Annotated in this window: 24 protein-coding genes and 1 pseudogene; 23 read left to right on the top strand and 2 right to left on the bottom strand. The window is 39.0% G+C overall.

Going from position 1 to position 23,773, the window contains the following annotated elements; genetic code table 11:
* Nucleotides 1-31: 31 nt before the first annotated feature.
* From Q7O55_RS05200 to Q7O55_RS05150, 11 genes and pseudogenes are all read left to right on the top strand, one after another.
* The gene (locus tag Q7O55_RS05200; RefSeq protein ID WP_004696277.1) at nucleotides 32-526 is read left to right on the top strand and encodes a YajQ family cyclic di-GMP-binding protein; all 495 of its coding nucleotides are present in this window, start codon (nucleotides 32-34) and stop codon (nucleotides 524-526) included.
* A gap of 71 nt (nucleotides 527-597) precedes the next feature.
* Nucleotides 598-1,716, top strand: a complete 1,119-nt coding sequence (cbiD, locus tag Q7O55_RS05195; RefSeq protein ID WP_303928953.1) for a cobalt-precorrin-5B (C(1))-methyltransferase CbiD — start codon at nucleotides 598-600, stop codon at nucleotides 1,714-1,716.
* The gene (gene cbiE, locus Q7O55_RS05190; protein WP_303928952.1) at nucleotides 1,692-2,318 is read left to right on the top strand and encodes a precorrin-6y C5,15-methyltransferase (decarboxylating) subunit CbiE; all 627 of its coding nucleotides are present in this window, start codon (nucleotides 1,692-1,694) and stop codon (nucleotides 2,316-2,318) included. Before cbiD ends, cbiE begins: the two co-directional genes overlap by 25 nt.
* On the top strand, nucleotides 2,315-2,902 hold the full coding sequence (cbiT, locus tag Q7O55_RS05185; protein ID WP_303928951.1) for a precorrin-6Y C5,15-methyltransferase (decarboxylating) subunit CbiT: 588 nt from the start codon (nucleotides 2,315-2,317) through the stop codon (nucleotides 2,900-2,902). The genes cbiE and cbiT overlap by 4 nt, the downstream gene beginning before the upstream one ends.
* Nucleotide 2,903: 1 nt before the next feature.
* Complete coding sequence (gene cobM, locus Q7O55_RS05180) at nucleotides 2,904-3,665, top strand: precorrin-4 C(11)-methyltransferase (RefSeq protein WP_303928949.1); 762 nt, start codon at nucleotides 2,904-2,906, stop codon at nucleotides 3,663-3,665.
* Nucleotides 3,666-3,669: 4 nt separating this feature from the next.
* Nucleotides 3,670-4,815: a cobalt-precorrin 5A hydrolase gene (locus Q7O55_RS05175; protein WP_303928947.1), complete on the top strand. Its 1,146-nt coding sequence runs from the start codon at nucleotides 3,670-3,672 to the stop codon at nucleotides 4,813-4,815.
* Between the two features lie 29 nt (nucleotides 4,816-4,844).
* Nucleotides 4,845-5,534, top strand: a complete 690-nt coding sequence (gene cobJ / locus Q7O55_RS05170) for a precorrin-3B C(17)-methyltransferase (RefSeq protein WP_303928976.1) — start codon at nucleotides 4,845-4,847, stop codon at nucleotides 5,532-5,534.
* Nucleotides 5,531-6,318, top strand: a pseudogene (gene cobK, locus Q7O55_RS05165) (precorrin-6A reductase). Before cobJ ends, cobK begins: the two are co-directional and overlap by 4 nt.
* Nucleotides 6,305-6,970: a precorrin-8X methylmutase gene (locus tag Q7O55_RS05160; RefSeq protein ID WP_004696261.1), complete on the top strand. Its 666-nt coding sequence runs from the start codon at nucleotides 6,305-6,307 to the stop codon at nucleotides 6,968-6,970. The pseudogene cobK and the gene Q7O55_RS05160 overlap by 14 nt, the downstream one beginning before the upstream one ends.
* Nucleotides 6,971-7,108: 138 nt before the next feature.
* Nucleotides 7,109-8,104 (top strand): iron ABC transporter permease, encoded by a 996-nt coding sequence (locus Q7O55_RS05155; protein ID WP_303928946.1) that lies wholly within the window; start codon nucleotides 7,109-7,111, stop codon nucleotides 8,102-8,104.
* Nucleotides 8,104-8,886: an ABC transporter ATP-binding protein gene (locus Q7O55_RS05150; RefSeq protein WP_303928944.1), complete on the top strand. Its 783-nt coding sequence runs from the start codon at nucleotides 8,104-8,106 to the stop codon at nucleotides 8,884-8,886. The genes Q7O55_RS05155 and Q7O55_RS05150 overlap by 1 nt, the downstream gene beginning before the upstream one ends.
* Before the next feature lie 68 nt (nucleotides 8,887-8,954).
* On the opposite strand, the gene Q7O55_RS05145 is transcribed toward Q7O55_RS05150, so the two are convergent.
* Nucleotides 8,955-9,896 (bottom strand): ABC transporter substrate-binding protein, encoded by a 942-nt coding sequence (locus Q7O55_RS05145; protein WP_303928943.1) that lies wholly within the window; start codon nucleotides 9,894-9,896, stop codon nucleotides 8,955-8,957.
* A 51-nt stretch (nucleotides 9,897-9,947) separates the two neighbouring features.
* Nucleotides 9,948-10,937, bottom strand: coding sequence for a sirohydrochlorin cobaltochelatase (locus tag Q7O55_RS05140; protein WP_303928941.1), 990 nt, complete (start codon nucleotides 10,935-10,937; stop codon nucleotides 9,948-9,950).
* A gap of 461 nt (nucleotides 10,938-11,398) precedes the next feature.
* Here Q7O55_RS05140 and Q7O55_RS05135 point away from each other — a divergent pair, with 461 nt between their 5' ends.
* The 12 genes from Q7O55_RS05135 (at nucleotide 11,399) to trxA (ending at nucleotide 23,633) form a co-directional block, all read left to right on the top strand.
* On the top strand, nucleotides 11,399-12,280 hold the full coding sequence (locus Q7O55_RS05135; RefSeq protein ID WP_303928939.1) for a sirohydrochlorin cobaltochelatase: 882 nt from the start codon (nucleotides 11,399-11,401) through the stop codon (nucleotides 12,278-12,280).
* A 206-nt stretch (nucleotides 12,281-12,486) separates the two neighbouring features.
* On the top strand, nucleotides 12,487-13,341 hold the full coding sequence (locus tag Q7O55_RS05130; RefSeq protein WP_303928938.1) for a sirohydrochlorin cobaltochelatase: 855 nt from the start codon (nucleotides 12,487-12,489) through the stop codon (nucleotides 13,339-13,341).
* Between the two features lie 86 nt (nucleotides 13,342-13,427).
* Nucleotides 13,428-14,135 carry a precorrin-2 C(20)-methyltransferase gene (gene cobI / locus Q7O55_RS05125; protein ID WP_004696248.1) on the top strand — a complete coding sequence of 236 codons (708 nt, stop codon included), beginning with the start codon at nucleotides 13,428-13,430 and terminating at the stop codon, nucleotides 14,133-14,135.
* 29 nt (nucleotides 14,136-14,164) lie between these two features.
* Nucleotides 14,165-15,541 carry a cobyrinate a,c-diamide synthase gene (locus tag Q7O55_RS05120; RefSeq protein ID WP_303928936.1) on the top strand — a complete coding sequence of 459 codons (1,377 nt, stop codon included), beginning with the start codon at nucleotides 14,165-14,167 and terminating at the stop codon, nucleotides 15,539-15,541.
* 204 nt (nucleotides 15,542-15,745) lie between these two features.
* On the top strand, nucleotides 15,746-16,288 hold the full coding sequence (gene cobO, locus Q7O55_RS05115) for a cob(I)yrinic acid a,c-diamide adenosyltransferase (protein WP_012864517.1): 543 nt from the start codon (nucleotides 15,746-15,748) through the stop codon (nucleotides 16,286-16,288).
* Nucleotides 16,289-16,427: 139 nt separating this feature from the next.
* Nucleotides 16,428-16,817 carry a class II SORL domain-containing protein gene (locus tag Q7O55_RS05110; RefSeq protein WP_004696242.1) on the top strand — a complete coding sequence of 130 codons (390 nt, stop codon included), beginning with the start codon at nucleotides 16,428-16,430 and terminating at the stop codon, nucleotides 16,815-16,817.
* Between the two features lie 319 nt (nucleotides 16,818-17,136).
* Nucleotides 17,137-18,366, top strand: coding sequence for an aspartate kinase (locus Q7O55_RS05105; RefSeq protein WP_004696945.1), 1,230 nt, complete (start codon nucleotides 17,137-17,139; stop codon nucleotides 18,364-18,366).
* 7 nt (nucleotides 18,367-18,373) lie between these two features.
* Nucleotides 18,374-18,691, top strand: coding sequence for a hypothetical protein (locus Q7O55_RS05100; protein ID WP_004696238.1), 318 nt, complete (start codon nucleotides 18,374-18,376; stop codon nucleotides 18,689-18,691).
* A 140-nt stretch (nucleotides 18,692-18,831) separates the two neighbouring features.
* Nucleotides 18,832-21,741, top strand: a complete 2,910-nt coding sequence (locus tag Q7O55_RS05095) for an insulinase family protein (RefSeq protein WP_303928933.1) — start codon at nucleotides 18,832-18,834, stop codon at nucleotides 21,739-21,741.
* An 80-nt stretch (nucleotides 21,742-21,821) separates the two neighbouring features.
* Entirely contained in the window at nucleotides 21,822-22,796 is a 975-nt protein-coding gene (gluQRS, locus tag Q7O55_RS05090) for a tRNA glutamyl-Q(34) synthetase GluQRS (RefSeq protein WP_303928931.1), read from the top strand.
* Between the two features lie 132 nt (nucleotides 22,797-22,928).
* Nucleotides 22,929-23,303 carry a CoA-binding protein gene (locus Q7O55_RS05085; protein ID WP_101928366.1) on the top strand — a complete coding sequence of 125 codons (375 nt, stop codon included), beginning with the start codon at nucleotides 22,929-22,931 and terminating at the stop codon, nucleotides 23,301-23,303.
* A gap of 9 nt (nucleotides 23,304-23,312) precedes the next feature.
* Nucleotides 23,313-23,633: a thioredoxin gene (gene trxA, locus Q7O55_RS05080; protein ID WP_004696229.1), complete on the top strand. Its 321-nt coding sequence runs from the start codon at nucleotides 23,313-23,315 to the stop codon at nucleotides 23,631-23,633.
* The last annotated feature ends 140 nt before the right edge of the window (nucleotides 23,634-23,773 follow it).

Below are 23,773 nucleotides of genomic sequence, written 5' to 3'. Positions count from 1 at the left end.
GCCCAACAGGTTCAGGTGTAGGAGGTATAAAATGGCTAAAGATTGTTCCTTTGACGTTGTGTCTGAAGTGGATATGCAGGAAGTGGATAATGCGGTAAACCAAGCAAAAAAAGAAATTGGTACGCGTTATGATTTTCGTGGCTCTAAAGCGGAAATTAGTCTTGAAGGTGACACTATCAAAATCATCGGTGATGATGAATACAAATTGAATGCCATTATCGATGTATTAAAAGGCAAGATGGTTAAACGTAACGTAGCGATTAAAAATCTTGATTACGGAAAAGTTGAACCAGCAGCAGGTGCAACAGTTCGTCAAATCATTACTATTAAAAAAGGCATCACCAAAGAAAATGCTAAAGAAGTAGTAAAAGCAATTAAAAACATGAAAATTAAGGTACAAGCATCTATTCAAGAGGATCAAGTGCGTGTATCCGGTAAGGATAAAGATGATTTGCAAGCAGTAATCCAAATGTTAAAACAATTGGATATCCCTGTAGAATTACAATTCGTTAACTTCCGTTCCTAATAACATATGTTCATAGGATAGGGTTAGTTAGACTCGTTTGAGTCGCTAATACTATCAGTGTAGGAGGCCTTATGAAAGTGGAGGACATGAAGGGTGGCTATACCACAGGTTCATGTGCTACGGCAGGTATGAAAGCTGGTTTATTGGCCCTCTTAGATAAGAATATTGTGGACCAAGTGGTCATTGAGAATCCTCAAGGTCAGTACATTGAGGTTCCTATTAAAGCGGTAGAGGTTATATCCGATACAGAGGCGAAGGTGATCGTTATGAAAGACGGCGGCGACGATCCTGATGTAACTCATGGCAATGATGTGGAAACGACAGTGACCCTTGATGATACTGGTGAACTACGATTCCGAGCGGGCTTTGGCGTAGGGACCGTAACAAAATCGGGCCTTGCTATGCCGCCTGGAGAACCGGCTATCAATCCAGGACCTCGGATGATGATGAACATCGTCTTTGAAGAGCTATGTGTACGTGGACAAGGGGTTACCGTTACTGTTAGCGTACCGAACGGTATGGTATTGGCTAAGAAAACGTTAAACCACACATTGGGAATCGAAGGTGGCATTTCCATTATTGGTACTACAGGTATTGTTAAGCCTATGAGTGAAGAAGGGTTTAAGAACTCGTTAGTGCCTCAGTTAAAGGTTATGAAAGCGAACGGATGTGAAACGGCGGTTCTCGTGCCGGGACGAATCGGACAGGACTTAGCAGAGCAGGTGCTGGGTATTCATAAGAACCAAATGGCAGAAACGAGTAATTTTATTGGATTTATGCTTGAAAAGACTGTACAGATTGGATTCAAACGAATATTAATCATCGGTCATATCGGTAAATTAATCAAACTAGCTAGTGGTAGCTTCCATACTCATAATCGCATGAGTGATGGCCGTATGGAAAGTATCGTGGCATATGCTGCCTTAGAAGGGGCATCGCAAGTGGTTTGTGAAGAGTTATTTAATTGCCAGACTACAGAGTCTACGTTCCCTATTTTGGAGCGAGAAGGACTGACTGGTGTATACCAACGTGTTGTAGATCGTGCCTCTCTACGGAGTGAGCGATATATTGCTAATGAAGCAGAGGTAGGCATCATCATTACGACCTTAAAAGGCGAGATTTTAGCAATGGATAAGCATGCAAAAGAGATGGGAGAACTTGAACAATGGCACATACCTTGTATATCGTAGGCATTGGTCCAGGTAATCCTGATTATGTGGTGCCTAAAGGTCTTAATTTAATTAAACATGCTACGGTCCTGGTGGGCAGTGAACGATCTTTAGAGGACTTTCAAGAACCTGGCCAAATTACATATCCTGTAACGGGTAAGCTCAGCGTATTAGCGGAGCAAATTGAGCGTGAGCTCAACGACCATGACGTTGTAGTTATGGTTAGTGGTGATACAGGCTATTATAGCTTATTGCCATATTTAAAGAAAAAATTTACTGCTAACCCTATTGAGGTGGTGCCTGGCATTAGCTCTATGACCTTTGCCTTTGCCCGTCTTAATGAGGTGTGGCATGATGCGGATTTAATGAGCTTTCACGGTCGCCAACCGGCACCAGAGAAACTCGTATATGAAGCAGGTAAAAAGATGGGATTCTTAACGGATCCTGAATATAATCCAGCGCATATTGCGCGTATTTTAATAGATGCAGGTTGGCCAAAAGAAACGAGAGCAGCAGCCCTTGAGCGCTTGAGCTATGATGATGAAAAAGTCGTAGACTCCACGTTAGAGGTATTAACTGAGCTTGAAGGCTTTGGCCATTCTGTAATGGTGGTACTAGGATGAGACATTTTTTCGGAATTTCCGATGAGGAATTTATCCGCGGCGATGTGCCGATGACAAAATGCGAGATTCGCAAAGCCGTTATGAACGAGGCGCGCATCGAGGAGGATAGCATCGTCCTTGACGTAGGTGCTGGTACGGGCTCTATTTCTATTGAAGCAGCCTTGGCAGCTCCTAAAGGGCATGTATATGCGATTGAGCGCTTTGATAAAGGCATCGACCTTATCAATGAGAACATGAAGAAATTTAATATAACTAATATGACTGTTATCAAGTCCAAAGCTCCGGAAGGCATGGAAGAATTGCCTGAGCTTGATGCGGTTATTATCGGCGGCAGTGCTGGCGGTATGACAGGCATCATGGATGAGGCACAACGTCTATTAAAAATTGGTGGTCGTCTAGTTGTAACCGCTGTAACGATGGAAACTGGTTATACCATCCTTAAAGAGTTGAAAGGGCGTCCTTTCACCTATGAAGGGTACCAAATGTCCATCAGCCGTTACCGCAAGGCTGGTCCCTATCATTTGTTAGACCCATTGAGCCCGATTTTTATCGTATCTGCAACGCGTATCGCAGAAGGAGAGTAATATGGTTGACGTACATATCGTAGGCGCAGGCCCTGGAGATCCTGAGTTAATTACTCGTAAAGGGTATCGTTTAGTGCAAGAGGCAGACGTTGTTATTTACGCTGGCTCTTTGGTAAACCCTGCCATTTTAGAGGCTTGTAAACCAAGCTGTGAAATCCATAACAGTGCTACTATGAACCTTGATGAGGTGTTGACTGTTATGAAAGCTTCTGTTGAGGCTGGTAAAAGCGTAGTTCGCCTTCACACAGGTGACCCTGCTATTTACGGTGCTATTCAAGAGCAAATGGATGCACTTGCTAGCATGGGGATTTCTTATGAAGTCGTACCAGGTGTAAGCTCTTTCCTTGCTACAGCTGCGGCATTGAAACAAGAATATACATTGCCAAATGTATCTCAAACAGTCATTATTACGCGTATGGAAGGTCGTACACCGATGCCTCCAAAGGAAAAATTGCGCATGTTAGCATCTCATGAAGCGACAATGTGTATTTTCCTTAGCGTTCAAATGTTAGATAAGGTTGTAGCTGAACTCATCGAGGGCGGTTATGACAAAACGACTCCAGTGGCTATCGTGGTAAAAGCTTCTTGGCCAGACCAACGCATTATTCGTGGCACATTGGAAACTATTGCGGACATCGTAGCTAAAGAAGGCGTATTGCGCCAAGCTATGATCGTTGTAAGCCATGTATTAGATAGTGAATACGAATTGTCTAAACTCTATGATAAAGGCTTTGCTCACATGTACCGCAGTGCTAAGGATTAGTATGATGAAAGAGCTAGAAACTGTTGTGCCTACGACGGGAGCTAAGAAGAATAGAACGGCTATTCTTTCTGTTTCTGAGCGAGGAGCAAAGCTAGGTCAACGCATCAAGTCTCTGGTGGCACCCCATGCGGATTGCTTTGAAAAGGAAACCCGTCCCTCTGGTGGAGAGGCCATCTATTTTGATTCCCTTAAAAACCATATTGGACAAATTTTCAAGGATTACGACCAAGTGTTATGCATTATGGCACTTGGTATTGTAGTGCGCATGATTGCACCGTATATTGAACATAAATCTAAGGATCCTGCGGTAGTCGTAATGGACGAAGCAGGGCACCATGTTATCAGCTTATTATCTGGTCACCTTGGGGGTGCCAACGAATGGACGCAGTCCATTTCGCTGGCCATCGATGCGGACCCGGTCATTACAACCGCAACGGATGTAAACGGATTGCCTGCGCCTGACGTGTTGGCGCGCCACGAGCATCTGTTGGTAGATGATTTTCAAACATTAATCAATGTAAACTCTGCCATTGTTGGGGGCGAACGGGTTGATTATTACATCGACGAAAGCGTAGCGAATGCAGAGCATTTAGAGCAATCTGCAAAAAATCATATTGGTGAACATGGTACGGTTCACGTTGTTTCTCTGGAGCAACTCGAGTCTATCCCATGTAGAAACGATAGTGCTGAAGAGGGCTTATCTCGGGTTGTAATTACCGATAAGGTGATTACCGAGCATGGTTATCAATTGATTTTACGTCCTCGTACGTATACGATGGGCATTGGTTGTCGCCGAGACACACCAAAGGAATTGATCCTTGACGCCATTCAACAATCCTTGGCAGAGCATAAGCTTTCACCAAAGAGCATTGTAACGGCGGCATCGGTCATCGTTAAACAAGATGAAGTAGGCCTGTTAGAAGCTATGCAAATTATGGGGTGGCCTATCGTGTTCTATACACAGGACGAGATGGCACCACTCATTGAAGAAGAAAAATTAAAAGAATCTAATTTTGTAAAAGGAACTATAGGAGTAGGAAACGTATGCGAGACAACAGCATTACTAGCGGCCAAGAGCCGAACACTAATACAGCACAAAACAATTTATCCCAAAACAACGGTAGCCATTGCACAGGTAACATCAAAGTAATTGGCATCGGCCCTGGCGATGAAGAGTTTATGACGCCTCAAGCGCGCGAAGCTATCTTAGCTGCTGACCGTGTTGTAGGTTATTTGACTTATCTTGATTTGATTAAAGACCTCATCAAAGGCAAAGAAACTGTAGGTACTGCGATGATGCAAGAAGTCGATCGTTGTCAACAAGCTGTTGATTTAGCGGTAGAAGGCCATCAAGTGGTAGTAGTATCCTCTGGTGACTCCGGCGTATACGGCATGGCAGGTCTTGTGTTGGAACTTGCTAATAAAGTACCAGCTGAAAAACGCCCTTCCGTAGATATCGTACCTGGACTTAGTGCTGTAAACGTAGCGGCTTCTGTTTTAGGCGCTCCGTTGATGCATGACTTTGCAGTTATTTCTCTTAGTGACTTGATGACTCCATGGGATTTAATTAAAAAACGTGCTGACCTTTGTGCGCAAGGGGATATGGTTATTTCTTTATATAACCCACGCAGTAAAAAACGCGTAACACATCTAGATGAAGTTCGTGAAATCGTTCTTAAATACCGCGACCCTAAAACACCTGTTGGCATTGTGCAAAAAGCAGGTCGTTCAGGTCAACAAATGGTAATTTCTGACCTTGAAAACTTCACAAACGAAGAAGTAGATATGCAAACACTTGTTATTATCGGTAACAGCCAAACCTATGTTGAAAACGGTCGCATGATTACACCTCGAGGCTACAAATTATGATTTGGGTCATCGCTGGTACCTTAGATGGTCGTACCTTAGCGGTAGAAATCCAAGAACGGACAGGTGAAGAGGTTCTCGTTACTGTTGTGAGTCAGTATGGGGCAGAGCTTGCTGCCCATAAAGGCATTACTGTTCATACGGGCCGTCTTGATCAAGAGGCTATGCAAAATTTGATAAAAAAACACAACATACGTTTATTAATCGATGCAAGCCATCCGTATGCTGCTATTGTTACAGCTACGGCTCAAGATGCAGCAAAAGCTGAAGGTATTCCTTTTGTTCGCTTTGAACGTAAAGAGGTACCATTACCGGACTATGATAAATTGCATATCGTAGTGGATGAGGTAGAGGCCGCAAATTTGGCTGGCAAATTGGCAAAGGAGAATAACAAACATGTGTATTTGACCACAGGTAGTAAGACAATGCACATCTTTGCTAAATCTGATGCTTTACAAGATTGTGAAGTATGGACACGTATTTTGCCGACCGCAGAGGTGTTACAAATGATGGAAGACCTCAACGTGAGTCCTAAGCGTATCGTTGCTGTTCAAGGTCCATTTTCTTATGATATGAACCGCATCATGTTCCACGATACACAGGCAAGCGTTGTAGTTATGAAAAACTCTGGCCTTGTAGGTGGTGCTGATACAAAATTACAAGCTGCTATGGATCTTGGTATCCATGTTATTGTTATCGATCGTCCGCGTGTTAAACTTGAAAGTCACGTGGTATCATCAAATGATGAATTCTTTAAATTATGGAGGACACTAATGGATTACGTTAAAAATCCTAAAGCTATTGAAGATAAAAGCATGGAAATCATTTACGATTATGTAAAGGATTTAGGCTTAACAGATGATGAAGTGCGCGTTGTATCTCGTACAGTACATGCGTCTGGCGATGTTGAATATGCTCAACTTGTAAAAATGAGCCCTGATGCCGTTCAAAAAGGTATTGAAGCTTTGGATAATGGTGCAGACATTTATACAGATGTAGAAATGGTTCGCACAGGTATTTCTAAGCCAGCTCTTAAAATTCGCGGTAATGAAGTGCACTGCTTAATTAAAGATGAAAATGTAGCTAAAATGGCTAAAGAATTAGGTGTAACTCGCTCCATCGCAGCTATGCGTACCTTTGGCAAACAATTAGAAGGACAAATCGTTGCTATCGGTAATGCACCCACTGCATTGTATGAAGTATTGCGCCTTGCTCTTGAAGAAGGCATTAAACCAGCTCTTATCATTGGTATCCCTGTAGGCTTCGTAGGTGCTGCAGAATCTAAAGACTATTTGATGGAAGTATCCCCAGTTCCTTACATCACTGTAAAAGGCAACAAAGGTGGTAGCCCAATCGCTGCCTCCGTATGTAATGCATTACTTTACACAGACGTAAAACGCAATGACATGCTTTTTGTAGAAGGTAAAGAATCTAAATAATACAAAACCCGAATCGTGTTTTAGTAGTTTTGCGATTCGGGTTTTACTGTATATATTTTCACAATAATTAGCTGAACATGGCCAATTATAATGTATTAGATCTCTTAAAATGTAGTTAATTTTTGAGAGGGGGTTCATATGGCATCAAGTAATGAACGAAAATTATTTCGTGTATCAGTGATTTGTATCTTAATCATCGCCGTTATTACGAGCATGATTATATCTCTTATTTGGGGATCAACACCCGTATCATTAGCTGAGATTTGGCATACATTATGGTCTAGTGAGCTAACTGATACATCTTCACAAATTATTTGGAATATTCGATTGCCTCGCAATATTGTAGCTGCGTTAGTGGGGGCTTGTCTAGCTGTATCTGGTGCAATTTTGCAAGCAGTTATGAAAAACCCCCTAGCGGATCCACAAATTGTAGGGGTATCCTCTGGTGCAGGACTAGCTGGTGTTATCATATTTATTTTATTTCCTGGATATGATCATATAGTTCCTTTAGTGGCCTTTTTAGGTGCTATGGCTGCAGCACTCATGGTGTATGCATTAGCATGGAAAAATGGAGTGCGACCTAGTCGTATTATCTTAGCTGGTGTTGCGGTCGCAGCCTTTTTAGGCTCAGGTATTTCAGCACTACTTGTATTCTTCGGCGATCGTGTACAAGGGGCATTGCTTTGGATGGTAGGGGGACTCGCTGCACGCAGTTGGCCTCAGGTAGAAGTGCTGTTTCCATATGCTATAGTCGGTCTTATTTTTGCCTGTTTAGGAGCTAAACGACTTACCATTTTAAGCTTAGGTGATGAAACTGCAAAGGGGTTAGGCCTTAAGGTAGAACAAACACGGTTTATTATGACTGCAGTGGCTGCTCTTTTAGCGGCTGGTGCTGTAAGTATAGCTGGACTTATCGGATTTGTAGGTTTGGTTATTCCCCATATGTTACGTCTTATAATCGGTAATGACTATGCATATTTACTGCCTGGATCCGCATTATTAGGCGCCCTAGTTCTTGTTGTCAGTGATACAATAGGACGAGTTATGTGGAGCCCTATAGAGGTACCAGTGGGCATTATTATGGCATTTTTTGGAGCGCCGTTCTTCTTGTATTTATTGAGGAGGGATAACTAATGAATACCGCTATTGATATAAAACAGTTATCCGTAACTCTTGGTAATCGTCATATTCTACATGACATTAATGTATCGGTTCCTATCGGTAAAATTATGACATTAATAGGGCCTAATGGTTGTGGTAAAAGTACGCTTTTACGATCTATGATCGGATATATTCATAGCCCTCATGAATGTATTACCATTTTTGATAAACCGTTACAATCATATTCTCAAAACAATCTGGCACGGCAAATGGCATTTTTGCCACAAGTACCGAATATGCCAAAAGATATGACTGTAGAAGAATTGGTATATTGTGGACGGTATCCATACCAAACATGGTGGAAAAACACGGCTAAAGAAGATCGTGAGATTGTTGACTATGCGTTACATATCACGAAAACGAATCATTTGCGAGAACAATTAATCCCATCCCTATCTGGTGGTGAACGGCAACGCGTTTGGATTGCTATGGCGCTAGCACAGCAACCAAAATTATTAGTCTTAGACGAACCAACAACATATTTAGATATTAATCACCAATTAGAAATTATGGAGTTATTGAAACGATTAAATAAGGAACAAGATTTAACCGTTCTCATGGTACTTCACGAACTAACACAGGCGGTTCAATATTCACATTATATGGCTGTTATAAAAGAAGGGCATTTAGTAGCATCAGGAGAGACAAGTAAAATTATATCGGATGAGTTGTTTAGAGATGTATTCTCTGTAGATGTACAACTTGATACATTTGATAATAAAAAATATGTGCGTGTAAAAGGATTAGTTGAGTAGCTTGATATTAATAAAAAAAGAGGACATTCCTTGTTTGGGGGATGCCCTCTTTCGCATGATGCAATATGTTAAAATGTAACATTAATACCGTATGCTTCTTTAACTAAACGTGCCATAGCTTCAGGTGTTTGTAGTCCTGGGTTTAATAGGAATAGTTTAGATGGTAAGTATATTACGCGGTTATTTTGTACGGCTTTTAAATTAGCCCATGCAGGATTATCTGTCATAGCTTGTTTCATAGCTTTTGTAATTTCTTCTTCTTTACCCATTGTAACAACAAAGATAATATCAGGGTTATCTGCAGTCAATGTTTCAAGAGAGTAAGGGACAGTTTTGTCCTTAGTTGTACCCTCTAGGTGAGAGGCAACAACATTTGTCATGCCTAGCTCTTTTACCATGGATGCAGTAACTGCTTCATCAGTTTCGGCAGTTACACCTTTCCCTGTGGCACGTAATACGGCAACACGTGCAGGCTGTTGATTCTTAACTGCATCTTTTACCTTGGTAATATTGCTTTCATAGGTAGTAATAACAGATTTAGCCTTATCTTGATGATTAGTTAACTCGCCAAGAAATGTTAACATTGGTACATTATCTTTAATACCATCGTAATCAAAAAGTACGGTTGGAATATTATTAGCTTGTAATTGGGATTCATATTTTTTATGTTGATTTACTAAACCCAATACCACATCTGGCTTCAAGCCTAATAGTTGTTCCATGTTGATATTTGCAGTTTGACCAAGAGCGGGTAGAGCTTCTAATTCTGGGGCTAATTTATCCGTTGTATTGGCACGGCTAATGGCTTTACCATCGACAGCATAAAGCATAGATAAAACAGAATTAGATAATACAGCAATTTTTTGTAGATCCTTTGGTACAGTATAGGTTTGACCATTAAAGGTCAATTCCTTCGTAGTAGCAGAAGAGCTGGATGTGGTTTTACCACACCCAGCTAGTGCTAGTACAATCATAACCAAAGCGATACTACCGAGTAGTATTTTTTTCATGATGTACTCCTATAAATGTTATATGTGTAATAACAATACTAGTTATATTGATTATTTTTCTAATGCGTCCCAAGCTTCGTTAGCACGTTCTACAAAGATGTTACGGATATTTTGGTTTTCGCCTAAACCATGAAGGTATGTATCCACTTTGAAACCATCTTTTTCAAGGATAGACTTATGGGAATCTGGTTCTTCGCCCGCCATGTCGTTGTTTGCATGGTCACCAGCTACCATCATGAATGGCATTAATGTGACATGTTTAATGCCTTTAGCTTTTAGTTGTGGTACAACTTGTTCAAGATTTGGTGTACCTTCTACAGTATAGATATAAACATTTTGCAAACCAAGGGAATGGATACGATCTTGGATTACAGAATAGTATGCGTTGGAAGGATCTGGAGTACCATGAGCCATGATAAGAAGCGCATCTTCTTTACCTAATTTAGGGAATTGAGATTGAACTGCTTTAATTGTTTGTACAACTTCATCTGTTTGGCCTTCTTGACCCATCCAGTACATAAGAGGAGTGCCTAGTGTCATTTTTTTGAAGTTATTTTTGTAAAGGTTATAGACTGCTACATCATAGTTATATTCCATCCCAGGAATAACATCCAAAGATGTTAAAGCTACACGAGAGTAGCCTTCAGCTTTTAATTGATCTAATGCTTCTTCCGGAGTAGGATATGTAATGCCTTCTTTTTGCTGGATACGGTCACGAATGATATGGCTTGTGAAAGCAGTTACCACTTTAGTGTTTGGATGTGCTGCTTTAATAGCGTCTACAGTTGCATCAATAGTTTTAGCGCGAGTTTCTTTGTAAGTTGTACCAAAGCTCATAACAACGATAGCATCTTTGTTTTGAAGATTTTGAAGCTCTTTAGTTTCATGTGTGCGAACACCAATAGTAGATGCCTCTTTTAATGCAGGTGTAGGATCTTTTACTTCTTCATTTAATTGATATGCAGCATTAGATACAACAGGTGCACCAAAGGATACTGCAAGACCTAGAATAGCGGATGCTAAAGCTAATTGTTTTTTCATTTCTATACTCCTATTTATAACTATAACTACACTAATATGCAATCATTCACATAGCTCTAATATAATGAGAACTATGGATTCATCGCATATATATAACTTTAAATCAATCGTAGCAAAGGGGATAAGGGGTGTCAATAAACCCTATACCCCTAGAAGTATAGAGCAAATAAGAAAGTATTAATAAATTAATGTGATGAATATAGTATGATAGTACATTTTATAATTATATTCTTTTTGGTTATAAGGATATGAATATGTGAATATGTGAGTAATTTTATTTAGGATTATTTTGATGGGGCCCCATAGTATTACTACAATTAAATTAATCGTTATAAATATTAATTTTGATATTTTTTCTCATTGACTTCTATAGATTAATCTTGTACTATTATTACATAGTAGTTGATAACAGTTTTCAATTGTGAAAATTGTTTCATGTATGAGTAATATGGAGGTCACATATGAAAGGCATAATTATTGCATCCTTTGGATCAATTTACCAAGATGCTGTGGAGAAATCCATTGGCAGGATAGAGAAAAAAGTACGTTCCATGTATAGTGATATGGAGGTACGCCGCGTATTCTTATCTGATGCATTAGTAGAGAAGTGGAATGAGAAGTACGAAGATAAGATTTCTTCTTTCACAGAGACTATGCAAGATTTCGCTCGTATGGGTATCGATGAGGTGTACATTCAACCTATTACATTGGTGGCAGATCAGTGCTACCAACAAATGCGCAAACAAGCATTAAAATTTTTACATAGCAATGAATATGGTTTTAGCCAGGTAAATATCGGTAAACCATTGCTTACCTCTTTAGGTGTAAAAAATTATGCCGATGATTATGAAGCAACATTAGAAAGCATTGTTCGTCACGTTAATACAAAAGCACTTAATAAATCTGTTGTGCTCATGGCGAATGGCCAAAATCAATTAGAGTTCAGTACATTGCAATTAAAGGCGATGTATGGTGCAGCACCAAACGTAGTAGTATTTACTACAAATGGTTTTCCTACTTTTAAACAAGCTCTTACTTTCTTGGATCGTATGGGGCATAAAGATTTATTAGTTGTACCATTGGCTCTCATAGGTTCTACACATTTAATGGACTATCTTGGCGGTGAACGCTCCGATTCCATTTATGCTTTACTCGCTGAGGAAGGCTATAATGTTGACATCTGGAATGAAGGGCTTGGGGAAAATCCACATGTACAAGATTTATTTTTGAAACATTTAGGTCAAGCTATCCGCATGTCTGATCGGAAGCGACCCATGCCTAGAGAATCCGTAAAACCTGTGATGACAAATTCTCGCTTGGAAGCGCAAGGTTTGATTTCTTGATATTTGCTATTACATAATTAGACATACATTACTGCACTCCTTCACATTAATAAAAATCCTCCTTGTTGGATATCCAATGAGGAGGATTTTTACTTTTACCATGAAAGATAAGAATAATTTCCATTTTATACGTACCATGGTATGCCCCTAGAGAATGGTCTATGGTATGATTAAGATACATTATTAGTTAATATAAGGAGACATTCATGAAACAAGCTATCTTAGTTGTTGCCTTTGGGTCCACTGTGGACAGTGCTCGTGAACATAATATTGATTCTGTAGTAGAACATATTCGTAAATCGTATCCGGATTATACTGTAGAATTAGCTTTTTCGTCTCGTATCATCGTTAAGCGCTTACGTGAGCGTGGTATTGAGATTCCTACTGAACAAGGGGCGTTAGAAAAACTGGTTCAAGAAGGTTATACACATGTATATGTGCAGCCACTTCATTTCACCGGTGGTGAAGAGTTCGATAAATTAAAAAATAATATCCTTGCTCATGAAGGTGAAGGACAACTCGAAGTGTTGCGTGTAGGTAGACCTCTTGTATACTACATGGGACAAGAAGAGCATCCAGATGATTACCAAATTTTGATTGACCGTTTCATTAAATCTCTTAATATTTCCAAAGATGATGGTTTGTTATTGGTTGGTCATGGAGGTCTTGGTTCTGGCAATTCTTCATATGGTAATTTACAGTTTAAGCTAATCCGTAATGGACTTACGAATGTGCGTATTGCTGTACTTGAAAACGCACCATATGTGTCAGATGTAGCAATGCCTTGGGAATGGCTTGATGGTAAACGCCCAGAAACAATTTATGTACATCCTTTATTATTGGTACTCGGGGATCATGCACAAAATGATTTATTTGGTGACGAAGAGGATAGCATAGTGAATGAACTCGCTGGAGCAGGATATGAGGTTAAATCAATTCATAGTGCTCTAGGTGAATATGAAGTGATTCATGATATTTTCCGTCAACATGTGCAAGATTGTATCGACGATTTGTATGGCAAACGTAGCCCACATCGTCCTGCAATACCAAATATTAAATAGTATCTTTGTATATATTGTATAAATTGGTTATAATAAAAGATATTGCAATTATAAATAGAGTGTGACTATAAGAATAGGAGATACCCATGAAAGGTAAATTATATGGTATTGGCGTAGGCCCTGGCGATTCTGAATTAATGACTGTGAAAGCTGCTCGCATCGTAGGAGAAGCAGATATTATTATCACACCTAAAACAGAAAAGAAAGATGGTTCCGTAGCCCTTGATATCGCATCCCCATATATCCAAGAACATACAGAAATCGTTCCCGTAGTATTCCCAATGGTGTTGGATGATTCTACGCAAGAGGAAGGCTGGCAAGAGGCTAAACGCGTTATCTTGTCTTACTTGGATGAAGGTAAAAGTGTTGTATTCTTAACATTAGGTGATCCTATGTTCTACAGCACATATATGTATGTATACCGTTTGATTGAAAACACAGGGCATGAAATTGAAACAATTCCTGGCGTTACTGCATTCTGTGCTATCGGATCTCACCTTGGCTATCCAATCGTAGAGAAGGAAGAGGTATTGGCTATCGTTCCAGCTACAGCGCCTAAAGAAAAAATCGATGCTGTATTGGCTGTTGCAGATGATGCAGTTATTATGAAGGTATATAAAAACTTTGATGAAGTACAAGAAACCTTGATTAAACATAATATGGCAGATGATGCGGTTATGATTAGCCGTGTAGGTTTGCCTGATGAGCAAGTATTCGTAGGTTTAGATAATATACCAAAAGATACTAAACTCAACTACTTATCTACAATTCTTGCAAAACGCAAGGATCGTTAACAAACACATCGTATTACGAGGTAATATCTATGAACACAGTACAGATTCCACGTGTTGTTATTGCTGGCACCAATTCTGGTGTTGGTAAAACAACTATCGTAGCGGGCTTATTGTCCGCTTATGCAAATGGTGGACGTACGGTGCAATCTTTTAAAGTGGGCCCGGATTATATTGATCCGGGCTTTCATAAAATTGCATCCGGCCGTGACAGCTATAATTTAGATACGTGGCTCGTGCCACCTCACAAGTTGACTCCTTTCTTTGCTACAATGGCACATGATGTAGACCTTGCCATTATTGAAGGTGTTATGGGCCTTTACGATGGTGGTCGAGAGGGCGTTAGTTCTACGGCTCAAATTGCTAAACAGTTAAATGCACCGGTGGTGCTTGTTATTGATTGTAAGGCTATGGGTGAAAGTGCAGCCGCTATTGCTAAAGGGTTCCGTGACTATGACCCAGAGGTAAACTTTGGTGGTGTCATCTTGAACCGCTTAGGCTCAGCCAATCATGAGCGTATGGTTCGTGAAGGGATGGATAAAATCGGGGTACCTGTTATTGGTGCCATTTATCGTGATGATCGTATGCATTCTCCAGAACGTCATTTAGGACTTACACCGGTTACTGAAATTGATCCAACAGAGGCGATTAATACGATTCGAGAAGCTGTTGAGAAGATGGTAAATTTCAATGCACTATTGGAAATTGCTACTAATGCACCAACTATCGAACTACCAGATGCTATAGATGTTAAAACCATTGAAAAACGTGTGAAAATCGGTGTAGCTTATGATGAGGCGTTCTCTTTTTACTATCCAGCTAGTCTTGCTGCGTTAGAGGAAAAAGGGGCTGAGCTTGTTTACTTTAGTCCGCTTAATGACTCGGTAATTCCTGATGTAGACGGACTTGTATTCGGTGGTGGCTTCCCAGAAATGTTTTTATTTCAGTTATCTAGCAATGAGTCTATGAAGGAATCTATCCGCCAAGCTAATGCACAAGGTATGCCTATTTATGCCGAATGTGGTGGCCTCATGTATCTTTGTGAAAGTATTAATGACTTTGGAGGTTCTGTATATAAAACTGTAGGTATTGTACCTGCCAATTGTGTGATGCAACAAAAGCTTCAAAAGGTGGGCTATGTTACAGCAACTGCAAAGAGAGATACTTTATTAGGTGCTATGAATACAGCTATTCGTGGTCATGAGTTCCATTTCTCTACAATGGAGCCAACTATAGATGACTTCCCATGGGCTTTTCATTTAGAAGGAGGCCGTAAACCTCAATCGTATGACGGCGGCTATGCAACAAAAAATGTATTAGCTTCTTACTTACATTTGAACTTTGCTGGCTCTGATGAAGGGGCACAACATTTTGTTGATACATGTGCTGCTTATAAAGCCCAAAAGTAATAGATGTATAAATGTATTTAATAGGTTTATATTACTATGTATTATCACAATTAAATACATAAGTATTGTAATGTGCTATTGCAATTGCAATTATATTCATATGTATTGTTGTGATCCTATTAGTAAATATGAGGAGAATGTAATTAATCAGGAATAGTTAGTTCTTAAAGTTATTGCGGGACAGTTCGTATTAAAGGAGCTATTATGGAAGAACGTGGATTAATTCTAGTTAATACAGGAAATGGTAAAGGTAAAACAACAGCGGCATTAGGCGTTGTTTTACGTGCTGTCGGACAAGGTTTCAAGGTTCTTATATTACAATTTATTAAGAGCGGTAATGGTTATGGTGAATTGGCAGGTCTCGCTAAACTAGGTGATCAAGTTGAAATTCGCTCTATGGGAAAGGGTTTTATTTACTATAAACGTGATGAAGTAGGAGAAGCTGAACTTGCTCGCCACAAAGAAGCAGCACAAGCCGCTTGGCGTACATTAGTAGAGGAAGTAAATTCCGACAAATGGGATCTAATTGTTATGGATGAAATTAATAATGCCATTAATTATGAGCTTATCGATGTGCATTCTGTAGTGGAAATGCTTAAAAATAAGCCAGAAAGACTTCATGTTGTTTTGACGGGTCGCTATGCTAAACCTGAAATCATTGATATGGCAGATACTGTAACGGAAATGAATGTAGTAAAGCATGCTTATGAAAAGGGCATTAAGGCTGCTAAAGGAATTGAGTTCTAACTAAATTCAAAAAAATCGAAAAATATCGAAAAAGAACTTGCTAAAACTATATCGAAAATGTATAATATAGTCATAAGCACAGAGGTGCTCAATATTCTTGACATTAAGTATGTATATAAGACTAACCAGGAGGTTAACTATGGCTGTACATGATTACATTAAATCTGGCGATTTCGCTACTGAAAAACACGTTCCTGTTATCGAAACAGTTGACACTGTAAAAGCAGGTGAAACATTCCACGTTACTTTATCCGTAGGTAAAGACATTGCACATCCAAACACTGTAGAACATCACATTGATTGGATTAAATTGTACTTCGTAGCTGAAGGCACTCAATTACCATTCGAAGTTGGCGCTATCGAGTTCAACGTTCATGGTGACGGTGCAACTGCAAATGAAGGTCCTGTAGCAGCAGTTTCTGAAGGTACTTTAGCAGTAGCTTTGAAAAAATCCGGTAAATTGATCGCTGTTTCCTACTGCAATATTCATGGCTTGTGGGAATCCGAAAAAGATATCGTAGTTGCTTAATTAACTAAAACAACTAATAAAGACCAGCCCGAGGGCTGGTCTTTTTGTATATCTATGTGTTTACATAGCTTAATAATGAGGTAAAGTTAAACTTTCAATAGTAGATATTTAATGGCATTATGGCTAATACATGTTAGGATTATTTAATGCATATTCATAATATTATAAACATATTATTTGATTTTTAGTGTCCGCATAAAAAGGAGTTTTGTATCACTCCAGTGGATTAATTGCTGTATATCCCTTTACAGTGCTATTTGTTTGTGGTAAAGTATATGCATATTGATATTTAGTAAACATAGTTAAATGAGGGATTATTGTGGCCTTAATCGTTAAAAAATTTGGTGGTAGTTCCGTAGCTACACCAGAAAAAATATTTAATATTGTTGATCGCGTTCTTCGTGAGAAGCAAGCTGACGATAAAATCGTTCTTGTTGTATCCGCTATGGGTGATACAACTGATGACTTGGTGGCCTTAGCTAAACAAGTTACATCCAAGCCGTATGGTCGTGAAATGGATCGCTTGTTATCTACAGGTGAACAAGTAACAATTGCATTGATGGCAATGGCTTTTAACGAACGTGGTCAGGAATCTGTATCCTTAACAGGTGATCAAGCAGGTATTACAAGTAGTGATACGTTTAATAAAGGTCGCATTTTGGGCGTTGATCCTAATCGTGTGTTTGAAGCTTTGGATGAAGGTAAAATAGTAGTAGTTGCTGGTTTCCAAGGTATAACTGAATATGGTGATATGGTGACATTAGGCCGTGGTGGATCTGATACAACAGCTGTTGCATTGGCAGGTGCTATGAAAGCGGATGTATGTGAGATTTTTACGGATGTAGACGGCGTATATTCTACAGATCCTCGCGTGGCGAAGGAAGCTTTCAAATTAGAAGAAGTAACGTATGGTGAAATGCTTGAAATGGCACGCCTTGGTGCAGGTGTAATGCAACCGCGTGCCGTAGAAATGGGTTTCCGTTATGGTGTACCTATTCATGTACGTTCTACATTTAGTGATAAACCAGGTACTATTATTCGGGAGGATTATACTGTGGAAGCAAATAAACACGTAATTACTGGCGTAGCTGATGATACAAATACAGCAAAAGTAGCCCTTGTAGGCGTTGAAAATAAACCAGGCGTTGCAGCGACTGTATTTAAAGCATTAGCTGCTAGAAACGTTGACGTAGATATGATTGTTCAATCTATCCGTTCTGTGGGAGAGCCAAAAACTGATCTTATCTTCACTGTAGCTATGGATGATGTGGTATTAGCTCGAGAAGTATTAGAAGAATTACAAAAAGCAGTAGATATTGAAGCTGTTAATATCGATGAAAAAATGGCGAAAGTTTCCATTATTGGTGCAGGTATGTTAGGACAACCTGGTGTAGCTGCGCAAATGTTTGATATCTTGAGCCAAGAAGGTATCAATATTGAAATCATTTCTACTTCTGAAATTAGTATTTCTTGTCTTGTTGCTGAAGATCGCGTAAAAGATGCCGTTCGTGTAATTCATAACGGCTTATTGTTAGATCAACGAGGTTAATTACTTCATGGATAGTCTACGTAGTTTTATGGATGAAATGCTCAATGACCAAGGTCGTAAAGAAGGTTTCATTAGCGATCTACTAGGAAATCTAAAAAATCAGCCTATTCCAACATTGGAACAAGCTCAAACTGGTTATACAACAATGAGTAATTTACATGGTATCTTCTATGATTATGATAAGTCTGAGGTTACTATTACTTACAAGGTTGTACCAGATATGTATCAACCATATACATTGAGCTTTATACAATTTGAAGCCGTGTTAGAAGGCTTATTAACCTTACGTCGCAATCAAAAGTGGCAGATGCAACATAATAAATAATATGAACCCCATGGGTATACTTGCCTATGGGGTTTTGTAATTCGATAATTATTCTTAACATCTATATATAGAGTCATCGATATGATATAATAAATTATTCAGAGAGAAATCATTATATTAGTATAGAAAGAAGGGACAGCATGGAAATAAATAAGGTTTATTCTGGCTTTCGCCTTGACCGCATTGAGCGCATTGATGAGATCAATGGTACCGCTTATGAAATGAAACATGAAAAGTCTGGTGCTCGTTTAATTTATATTGATTCACCAGATTCTAATAAAGTATTCAATATCGCTTTTAGAACAACACCACATAATAGTACTGGTGTAGCACATATTATGGAACATTCCGTTTTATGTGGTTCTCGTAAGTTTCCTTTAAAAGAACCATTTGTTGAACTTGTTAAGGGGTCTTTAAATACGTTCTTAAACGCTATGACATACCCTGATAAAACGATGTATCCTGTAGCCAGCAAGAATGATAAGGACTTCCACAATTTGATGGACGTATATCTTGATGCTGTATTGTATCCACGTGTTCGCGATGATGCAGAAATCGTGATGCAAGAAGGTTGGCATTATGAACTAGATAATGCGGAAGATGAACTTACCTATAAAGGTGTTGTATTCAATGAGATGAAGGGGGTTTATTCCTCTCCGGATTCCGTTCTAGAACGCCAAATGATGCGTGAACTTTTCCCAGATACCACTTATGGTGTTGATTCTGGTGGAGATCCTGACCATATTACGGACTTAACTTATGAAGAGTTCCAAGAGTTCTATCGAGTTCATTATCATCCGTCCAATAGTTATATTTTCCTTTATGGTGATATGAATATTGAAGAGCAATTGGCGTTCTTGAATGATGAGTACTTAAGTCATTTCGATGCTATTGAGGTTAATACAGAGGTTGGCTTACAAGCTCCATTTACGGAAGGTAAGGTGGTGAGCTATCCATACAGCGTAGGTTCTGAAGAACCTACAGATAACCGTACTTTACATTCTTTTGCCTATGTTTTACCTGATGTAACACCTGAGCATAGTTTAGCTTTTGAGGTCTTAACACATGCATTGTTAACATCTCCTGCGGCTCCTCTTAAACAGGCTTTGGTGAAAGCAGGTATCGGCTCTGACGTAAGTGGTTATTATCTTGATAGTATTCGTCAACCAATGTGGACCGTGCAAGCAACTGGTTCCAATCTCGATAAACAAGCTGATTTGCAACGCATTGTTGAGTCTACCTTGCAAGAACTTTGTGATAACGGTTTAGATAAAGAATTATTAGAAGCTTCCTTAAATAGTATTGAGTTTGCTCTTCGTGAAAGCGACTTTGGTGGTCGCCCAATCGGTTTAGCTTATGTTATTCGTATGATGGATAATTGGCTATATGACAATGATCCACTGGAGCTATTACACTACGAAGAAGCATTAGTGAATATTCGTAAAGGCTTATCTGGTACGTACTTTGAAGATTTGATTCGTCAATCTATTTTAAATAACAATCATAAAGTGCTTGTTTCTATTTATCCTGAACGTGGTCTTCAAGAGCGCAAGGATGCAGAGGTTAAAGAGCATTTAACTGCTGTAAAAGCTAAGATGTCTCCAGAAGAAATCGAAGCAATTGTAGAGCAAACAAAACGACTTAAACTTCGTCAAGAAGCTCCAGATAGTGATGAAGCGTTAGCGTCGATTCCATTGCTTGAATTATCTGATTTAAATCCTAATATTGAAGAGGTAGAGCGTCGTGAAAGTAAAATTGGCAACACTACAGTACATTTTGTACCTACTTTCACAAAAGGTATCAACTATGTAGGTCTTTACTTTAATTTAAGTTGTCTTACAGAAGAAGAGTTGTTCTATGCCGATATTCTAAGTGATATTATCGGTCGTATCGACACATCTGAACGTGACTACGAAGCATTGGCGAAAGATATCAATATGAACCTTGGCGGTTTAAGCTCAGATATTACGGCTATTAGTAAAGATGGTAAGCGTGATGAATTTACTCCTCTCATGATTGTTCGCGCTAAAGCCTTGCATTCTAAATTACCTGACTTATGTCGCTTGATTAACGAAGTAGTACAAAAAGCAGATTATAGTAACGATAGACGCTTGACTGAACTTGTTCAAGAAAGCAAAGCTATTTGGGATAATGAAGCGTTTCGTCGTGGTAATTCCATTGTAAGTCAACGTGTTATGGCACAAGTATCTGCAGTTGGTAAATTTAGAGATAATGGTAACTTTGGTTATTATCAAAAGATTAGCGAATTGGCTTCTAACCCTGCGGCATTACCATTATTGCCGGAAAAATTAGCTGATGTGGCTCGTAAGATTTTCCGTGCTAATAATGTGGATATCATGTTCGTTGGTGAAGAAGGCGAATTAGAAGCCTTTGAAAATCTTATGAAACTATTGATTGAAACCTGGGATACTACTGACTTAAGTAATGATACATTAAAGATTACACGTTTGTCTGGTAATGATGGTATCGTTACAGCTGGTAAGGTTCAATACGTAGCTCAAGGTGGTAACTTTGTAGACCATGGGTATAAACACGTAGGCCCAATGAGTGTATTGGAAACGATTTTACGGTATGAATATCTTTGGATTCGTATTCGTGTACAAGGCGGTGCTTACGGGGCTTTTGCAAACTTCTACGACGATGGTAATATGATTTTCTGTAGCTATCGCGATCCAAACTTGGTAGAAACATTAAATGTATATAAAGAGTTACCTCAATACCTTCGTGAGTTCACATTGACTGATCGTGAGATGCGTAAATATATTATCGGTACTATGAGTTCTTTAGATTTACCAATGACTCCTGCATTGCGTGGTCCACGTGCGATGGGCATGTATTTTAGCGGTACTAAATTAGAGGATAAGGTAGAGTTTCGTAAACAAGTTATCGCTTGTAAACCAGAGGATATCGTTGCTTTAGCAGATGTGGTTGAACCTGTATTGAAGGACAATCATATTTGTACAATGGGGAACGAACAAAAAATTAAAGACGCTGGTAAAGTATTCGATAACATTATTTCTCTAGGATAATCGTTTTATATTATTTATAGTGGCATATTCTGTGTAAATTTACGGGATATGCCACTTGTTTTGTACTGTAGGAGGGCATCATGAAAGGTCGATTTGCTCCAAGTCCCACAGGATATATCCATCTCGGCAATGTGTGGATAGCCCTCTTATCTTATGTTTCTACGAAACAACAAAAAGGGCAGTATGTTGTGCGAATGGAGGATATAGACACCCAACGCTCTAAATGTGAGTTAGGGGAAGCTCTATTAGATGATTTAGAGTGGTTAGGATTTGAATGGGATGAAGGGCCTCGTGTTGGTGGACCAGAATCAACGTATTGGCAAAGTGAGCGACAAACATATTATAGAGACATATTAGAACATCTTGCATTAGAAAAACTAATTTATCCTTGCTTTTGTAATCGTACAAGGCTCCAGTCTATTGCTTCGGCGCCCCATGTTGGGGAAATAATTCATCGATATGATGGACACTGTCGTCATCTAGAGGATAAATTGATAAAAGAGTTTATGACGTCTAAGGAACCATCTTTGCGTTTAGCCGTTAATTCCTGTGATATAGATTTCGTAGATCGCTGGCAAGGCTTTCAACATATTCATTTGGAAGGTGAATTAGATGATTATGTATTGCGTCGTGGTGACGGTATGTATGCCTATAATTTAGCTGTCGTACTGGATGATATTGCTATGGAGATAACGGAGGTCATTCGTGGAGATGATTTACTAGAGACTACGGGGCAGCAAATATATTTATATAAAACATTACAATCTAGTTTTACATCTAAAAATATACAAATACCTTCTTATGGACATGCTCCATTATTAATTGATTCTGAAGGGCATAGATTATCTAAACGACAAAAAAGTATTACTATTCGTGAATTACGTGAAAGTCAATGGTCTCCTAATAGAATTTTAGGTGAACTAGCTATTGCTGGCGGCTTAGTTGAAGCTCATACATTTAGTCGTAGAGAAATTAGTTTATCTGAATTAATTGAGATTGATTTAAATTTACCTAGTCTTAGTCAGAAAACGATTGAGATACAAATTAAAGAATAGAGTAATAGAATAGTATTGCTTTATGTTATAGGATGATTGCTAAAAGAGAATAATTCTTTAGCTATATAATTCGATATAATATATTGACAATATTCGATATTTATTTATAATAGTATATAAGAGGTGGTCGAAATGACAATTCAACAAGCTTTAGATCAAAAAGTATGGGCCGTTATTGGAGCTACCCATAAAACCGAAAAGTTCGGTTATAAGATTTATAAATGTCTTAAAGATCACGGATATGAAGTATATCCAGTTAATCCTAATATTGCAGAAATAGATGGAGACACGTGTTACTCTAGCCTTTCTGCACTTCCTGTTGTGCCTGCTGTGGTAGATTTTGTTGTGCCAGAAGCAGCGGGATTAGCTGCACTTGATGAATGCAAAGAACTTGGCATTTCTATTGTGTGGTTGCAACCGGGGGCGGATAAACCATCTGTTGTTGAAAAAGCACATGCTTTAGACCTGCATGTCATTCAAGATTGTGTATTAGTTCAATTACCGTAGGAGGGTACAATGAGCGAATTAAAAGACTTAAAAACTGCTGAATATCAAGATTTAGTAAACCAAGGTGGTGTTACTGTTGTTGACTTCTGGGCTCCATGGTGCGGTTATTGCGTACGTATGATGCCAATCATTGAAGAAATTGCAGGTGAGCTCGAAGGTAAAGCTAACTTTGTAAAAGTAAACGCTGATGAAGAACCAGAATTAGCACGTAACTTACAAGTTGAAGTATTGCCTACATTCGTTATCTTAAAAGATGGTGAAGTAGTAGACCGTAAAATTGGTTTCTTACCTAAAGGCGATCTTCAAGCGGCTATCGAATCTAAATTCTAATACTATAATCAAAACTATATAAATAGAGGAAAACCTCATCAATGTATGTGTTGTACATTGATGAGGTTTTTTGTGCTTTTTTGAATATAGTCCTAAATATCTTTAACTTTTATGAGTTACTAAACATAATACATCTAAAA

Origin of the sequence: Veillonella parvula, from assembly GCF_945949885.1 — a bacterium.
GTDB classification, from domain to species: Bacteria; Bacillota; Negativicutes; order Veillonellales; family Veillonellaceae; genus Veillonella; species Veillonella parvula_B.
This window is presented reverse-complemented; position numbering and strand designations above follow the sequence as displayed.

Excerpts from the sequence above, each read along its gene's own strand:
- Q7O55_RS05145 (WP_303928943.1), bottom strand. The coding sequence starts at position 9,896 with ATGAAAAAAATACTACTCGGTAGTATCGCTTTGGTTATGATTGTACTA.
- Q7O55_RS05150 (WP_303928944.1), top strand. The coding sequence starts at position 8,104 with ATGAATACCGCTATTGATATAAAACAGTTATCCGTAACTCTTGGTAAT.
- Q7O55_RS05155 (WP_303928946.1), top strand. The coding sequence starts at position 7,109 with ATGGCATCAAGTAATGAACGAAAATTATTTCGTGTATCAGTGATTTGT.
- cbiT (WP_303928951.1), top strand. The coding sequence starts at position 2,315 with ATGAGACATTTTTTCGGAATTTCCGATGAGGAATTTATCCGCGGCGAT.
- cbiD (WP_303928953.1), top strand. The coding sequence starts at position 598 with ATGAAAGTGGAGGACATGAAGGGTGGCTATACCACAGGTTCATGTGCT.
- cobJ (WP_303928976.1), top strand. The coding sequence starts at position 4,845 with ATGACGCCTCAAGCGCGCGAAGCTATCTTAGCTGCTGACCGTGTTGTA.
- Q7O55_RS05140 (WP_303928941.1), bottom strand. The coding sequence starts at position 10,937 with ATGAAAAAACAATTAGCTTTAGCATCCGCTATTCTAGGTCTTGCAGTA.
- Q7O55_RS05095 (WP_303928933.1), top strand. The coding sequence starts at position 18,832 with ATGGAAATAAATAAGGTTTATTCTGGCTTTCGCCTTGACCGCATTGAG.
- Q7O55_RS05160 (WP_004696261.1), top strand. The coding sequence starts at position 6,305 with ATGGATTACGTTAAAAATCCTAAAGCTATTGAAGATAAAAGCATGGAA.
- Q7O55_RS05120 (WP_303928936.1), top strand. The coding sequence starts at position 14,165 with ATGAACACAGTACAGATTCCACGTGTTGTTATTGCTGGCACCAATTCT.
- cobM (WP_303928949.1), top strand. The coding sequence starts at position 2,904 with ATGGTTGACGTACATATCGTAGGCGCAGGCCCTGGAGATCCTGAGTTA.
- cobO (WP_012864517.1), top strand. The coding sequence starts at position 15,746 with ATGGAAGAACGTGGATTAATTCTAGTTAATACAGGAAATGGTAAAGGT.
- cbiE (WP_303928952.1), top strand. The coding sequence starts at position 1,692 with ATGGCACATACCTTGTATATCGTAGGCATTGGTCCAGGTAATCCTGAT.
- Q7O55_RS05110 (WP_004696242.1), top strand. The coding sequence starts at position 16,428 with ATGGCTGTACATGATTACATTAAATCTGGCGATTTCGCTACTGAAAAA.
- Q7O55_RS05100 (WP_004696238.1), top strand. The coding sequence starts at position 18,374 with ATGGATAGTCTACGTAGTTTTATGGATGAAATGCTCAATGACCAAGGT.
- Q7O55_RS05085 (WP_101928366.1), top strand. The coding sequence starts at position 22,929 with ATGACAATTCAACAAGCTTTAGATCAAAAAGTATGGGCCGTTATTGGA.
- Q7O55_RS05175 (WP_303928947.1), top strand. The coding sequence starts at position 3,670 with ATGAAAGAGCTAGAAACTGTTGTGCCTACGACGGGAGCTAAGAAGAAT.
- Q7O55_RS05130 (WP_303928938.1), top strand. The coding sequence starts at position 12,487 with ATGAAACAAGCTATCTTAGTTGTTGCCTTTGGGTCCACTGTGGACAGT.
- Q7O55_RS05135 (WP_303928939.1), top strand. The coding sequence starts at position 11,399 with ATGAAAGGCATAATTATTGCATCCTTTGGATCAATTTACCAAGATGCT.
- trxA (WP_004696229.1), top strand. The coding sequence starts at position 23,313 with ATGAGCGAATTAAAAGACTTAAAAACTGCTGAATATCAAGATTTAGTA.
- Q7O55_RS05200 (WP_004696277.1), top strand. The coding sequence starts at position 32 with ATGGCTAAAGATTGTTCCTTTGACGTTGTGTCTGAAGTGGATATGCAG.
- cobI (WP_004696248.1), top strand. The coding sequence starts at position 13,428 with ATGAAAGGTAAATTATATGGTATTGGCGTAGGCCCTGGCGATTCTGAA.
- gluQRS (WP_303928931.1), top strand. The coding sequence starts at position 21,822 with ATGAAAGGTCGATTTGCTCCAAGTCCCACAGGATATATCCATCTCGGC.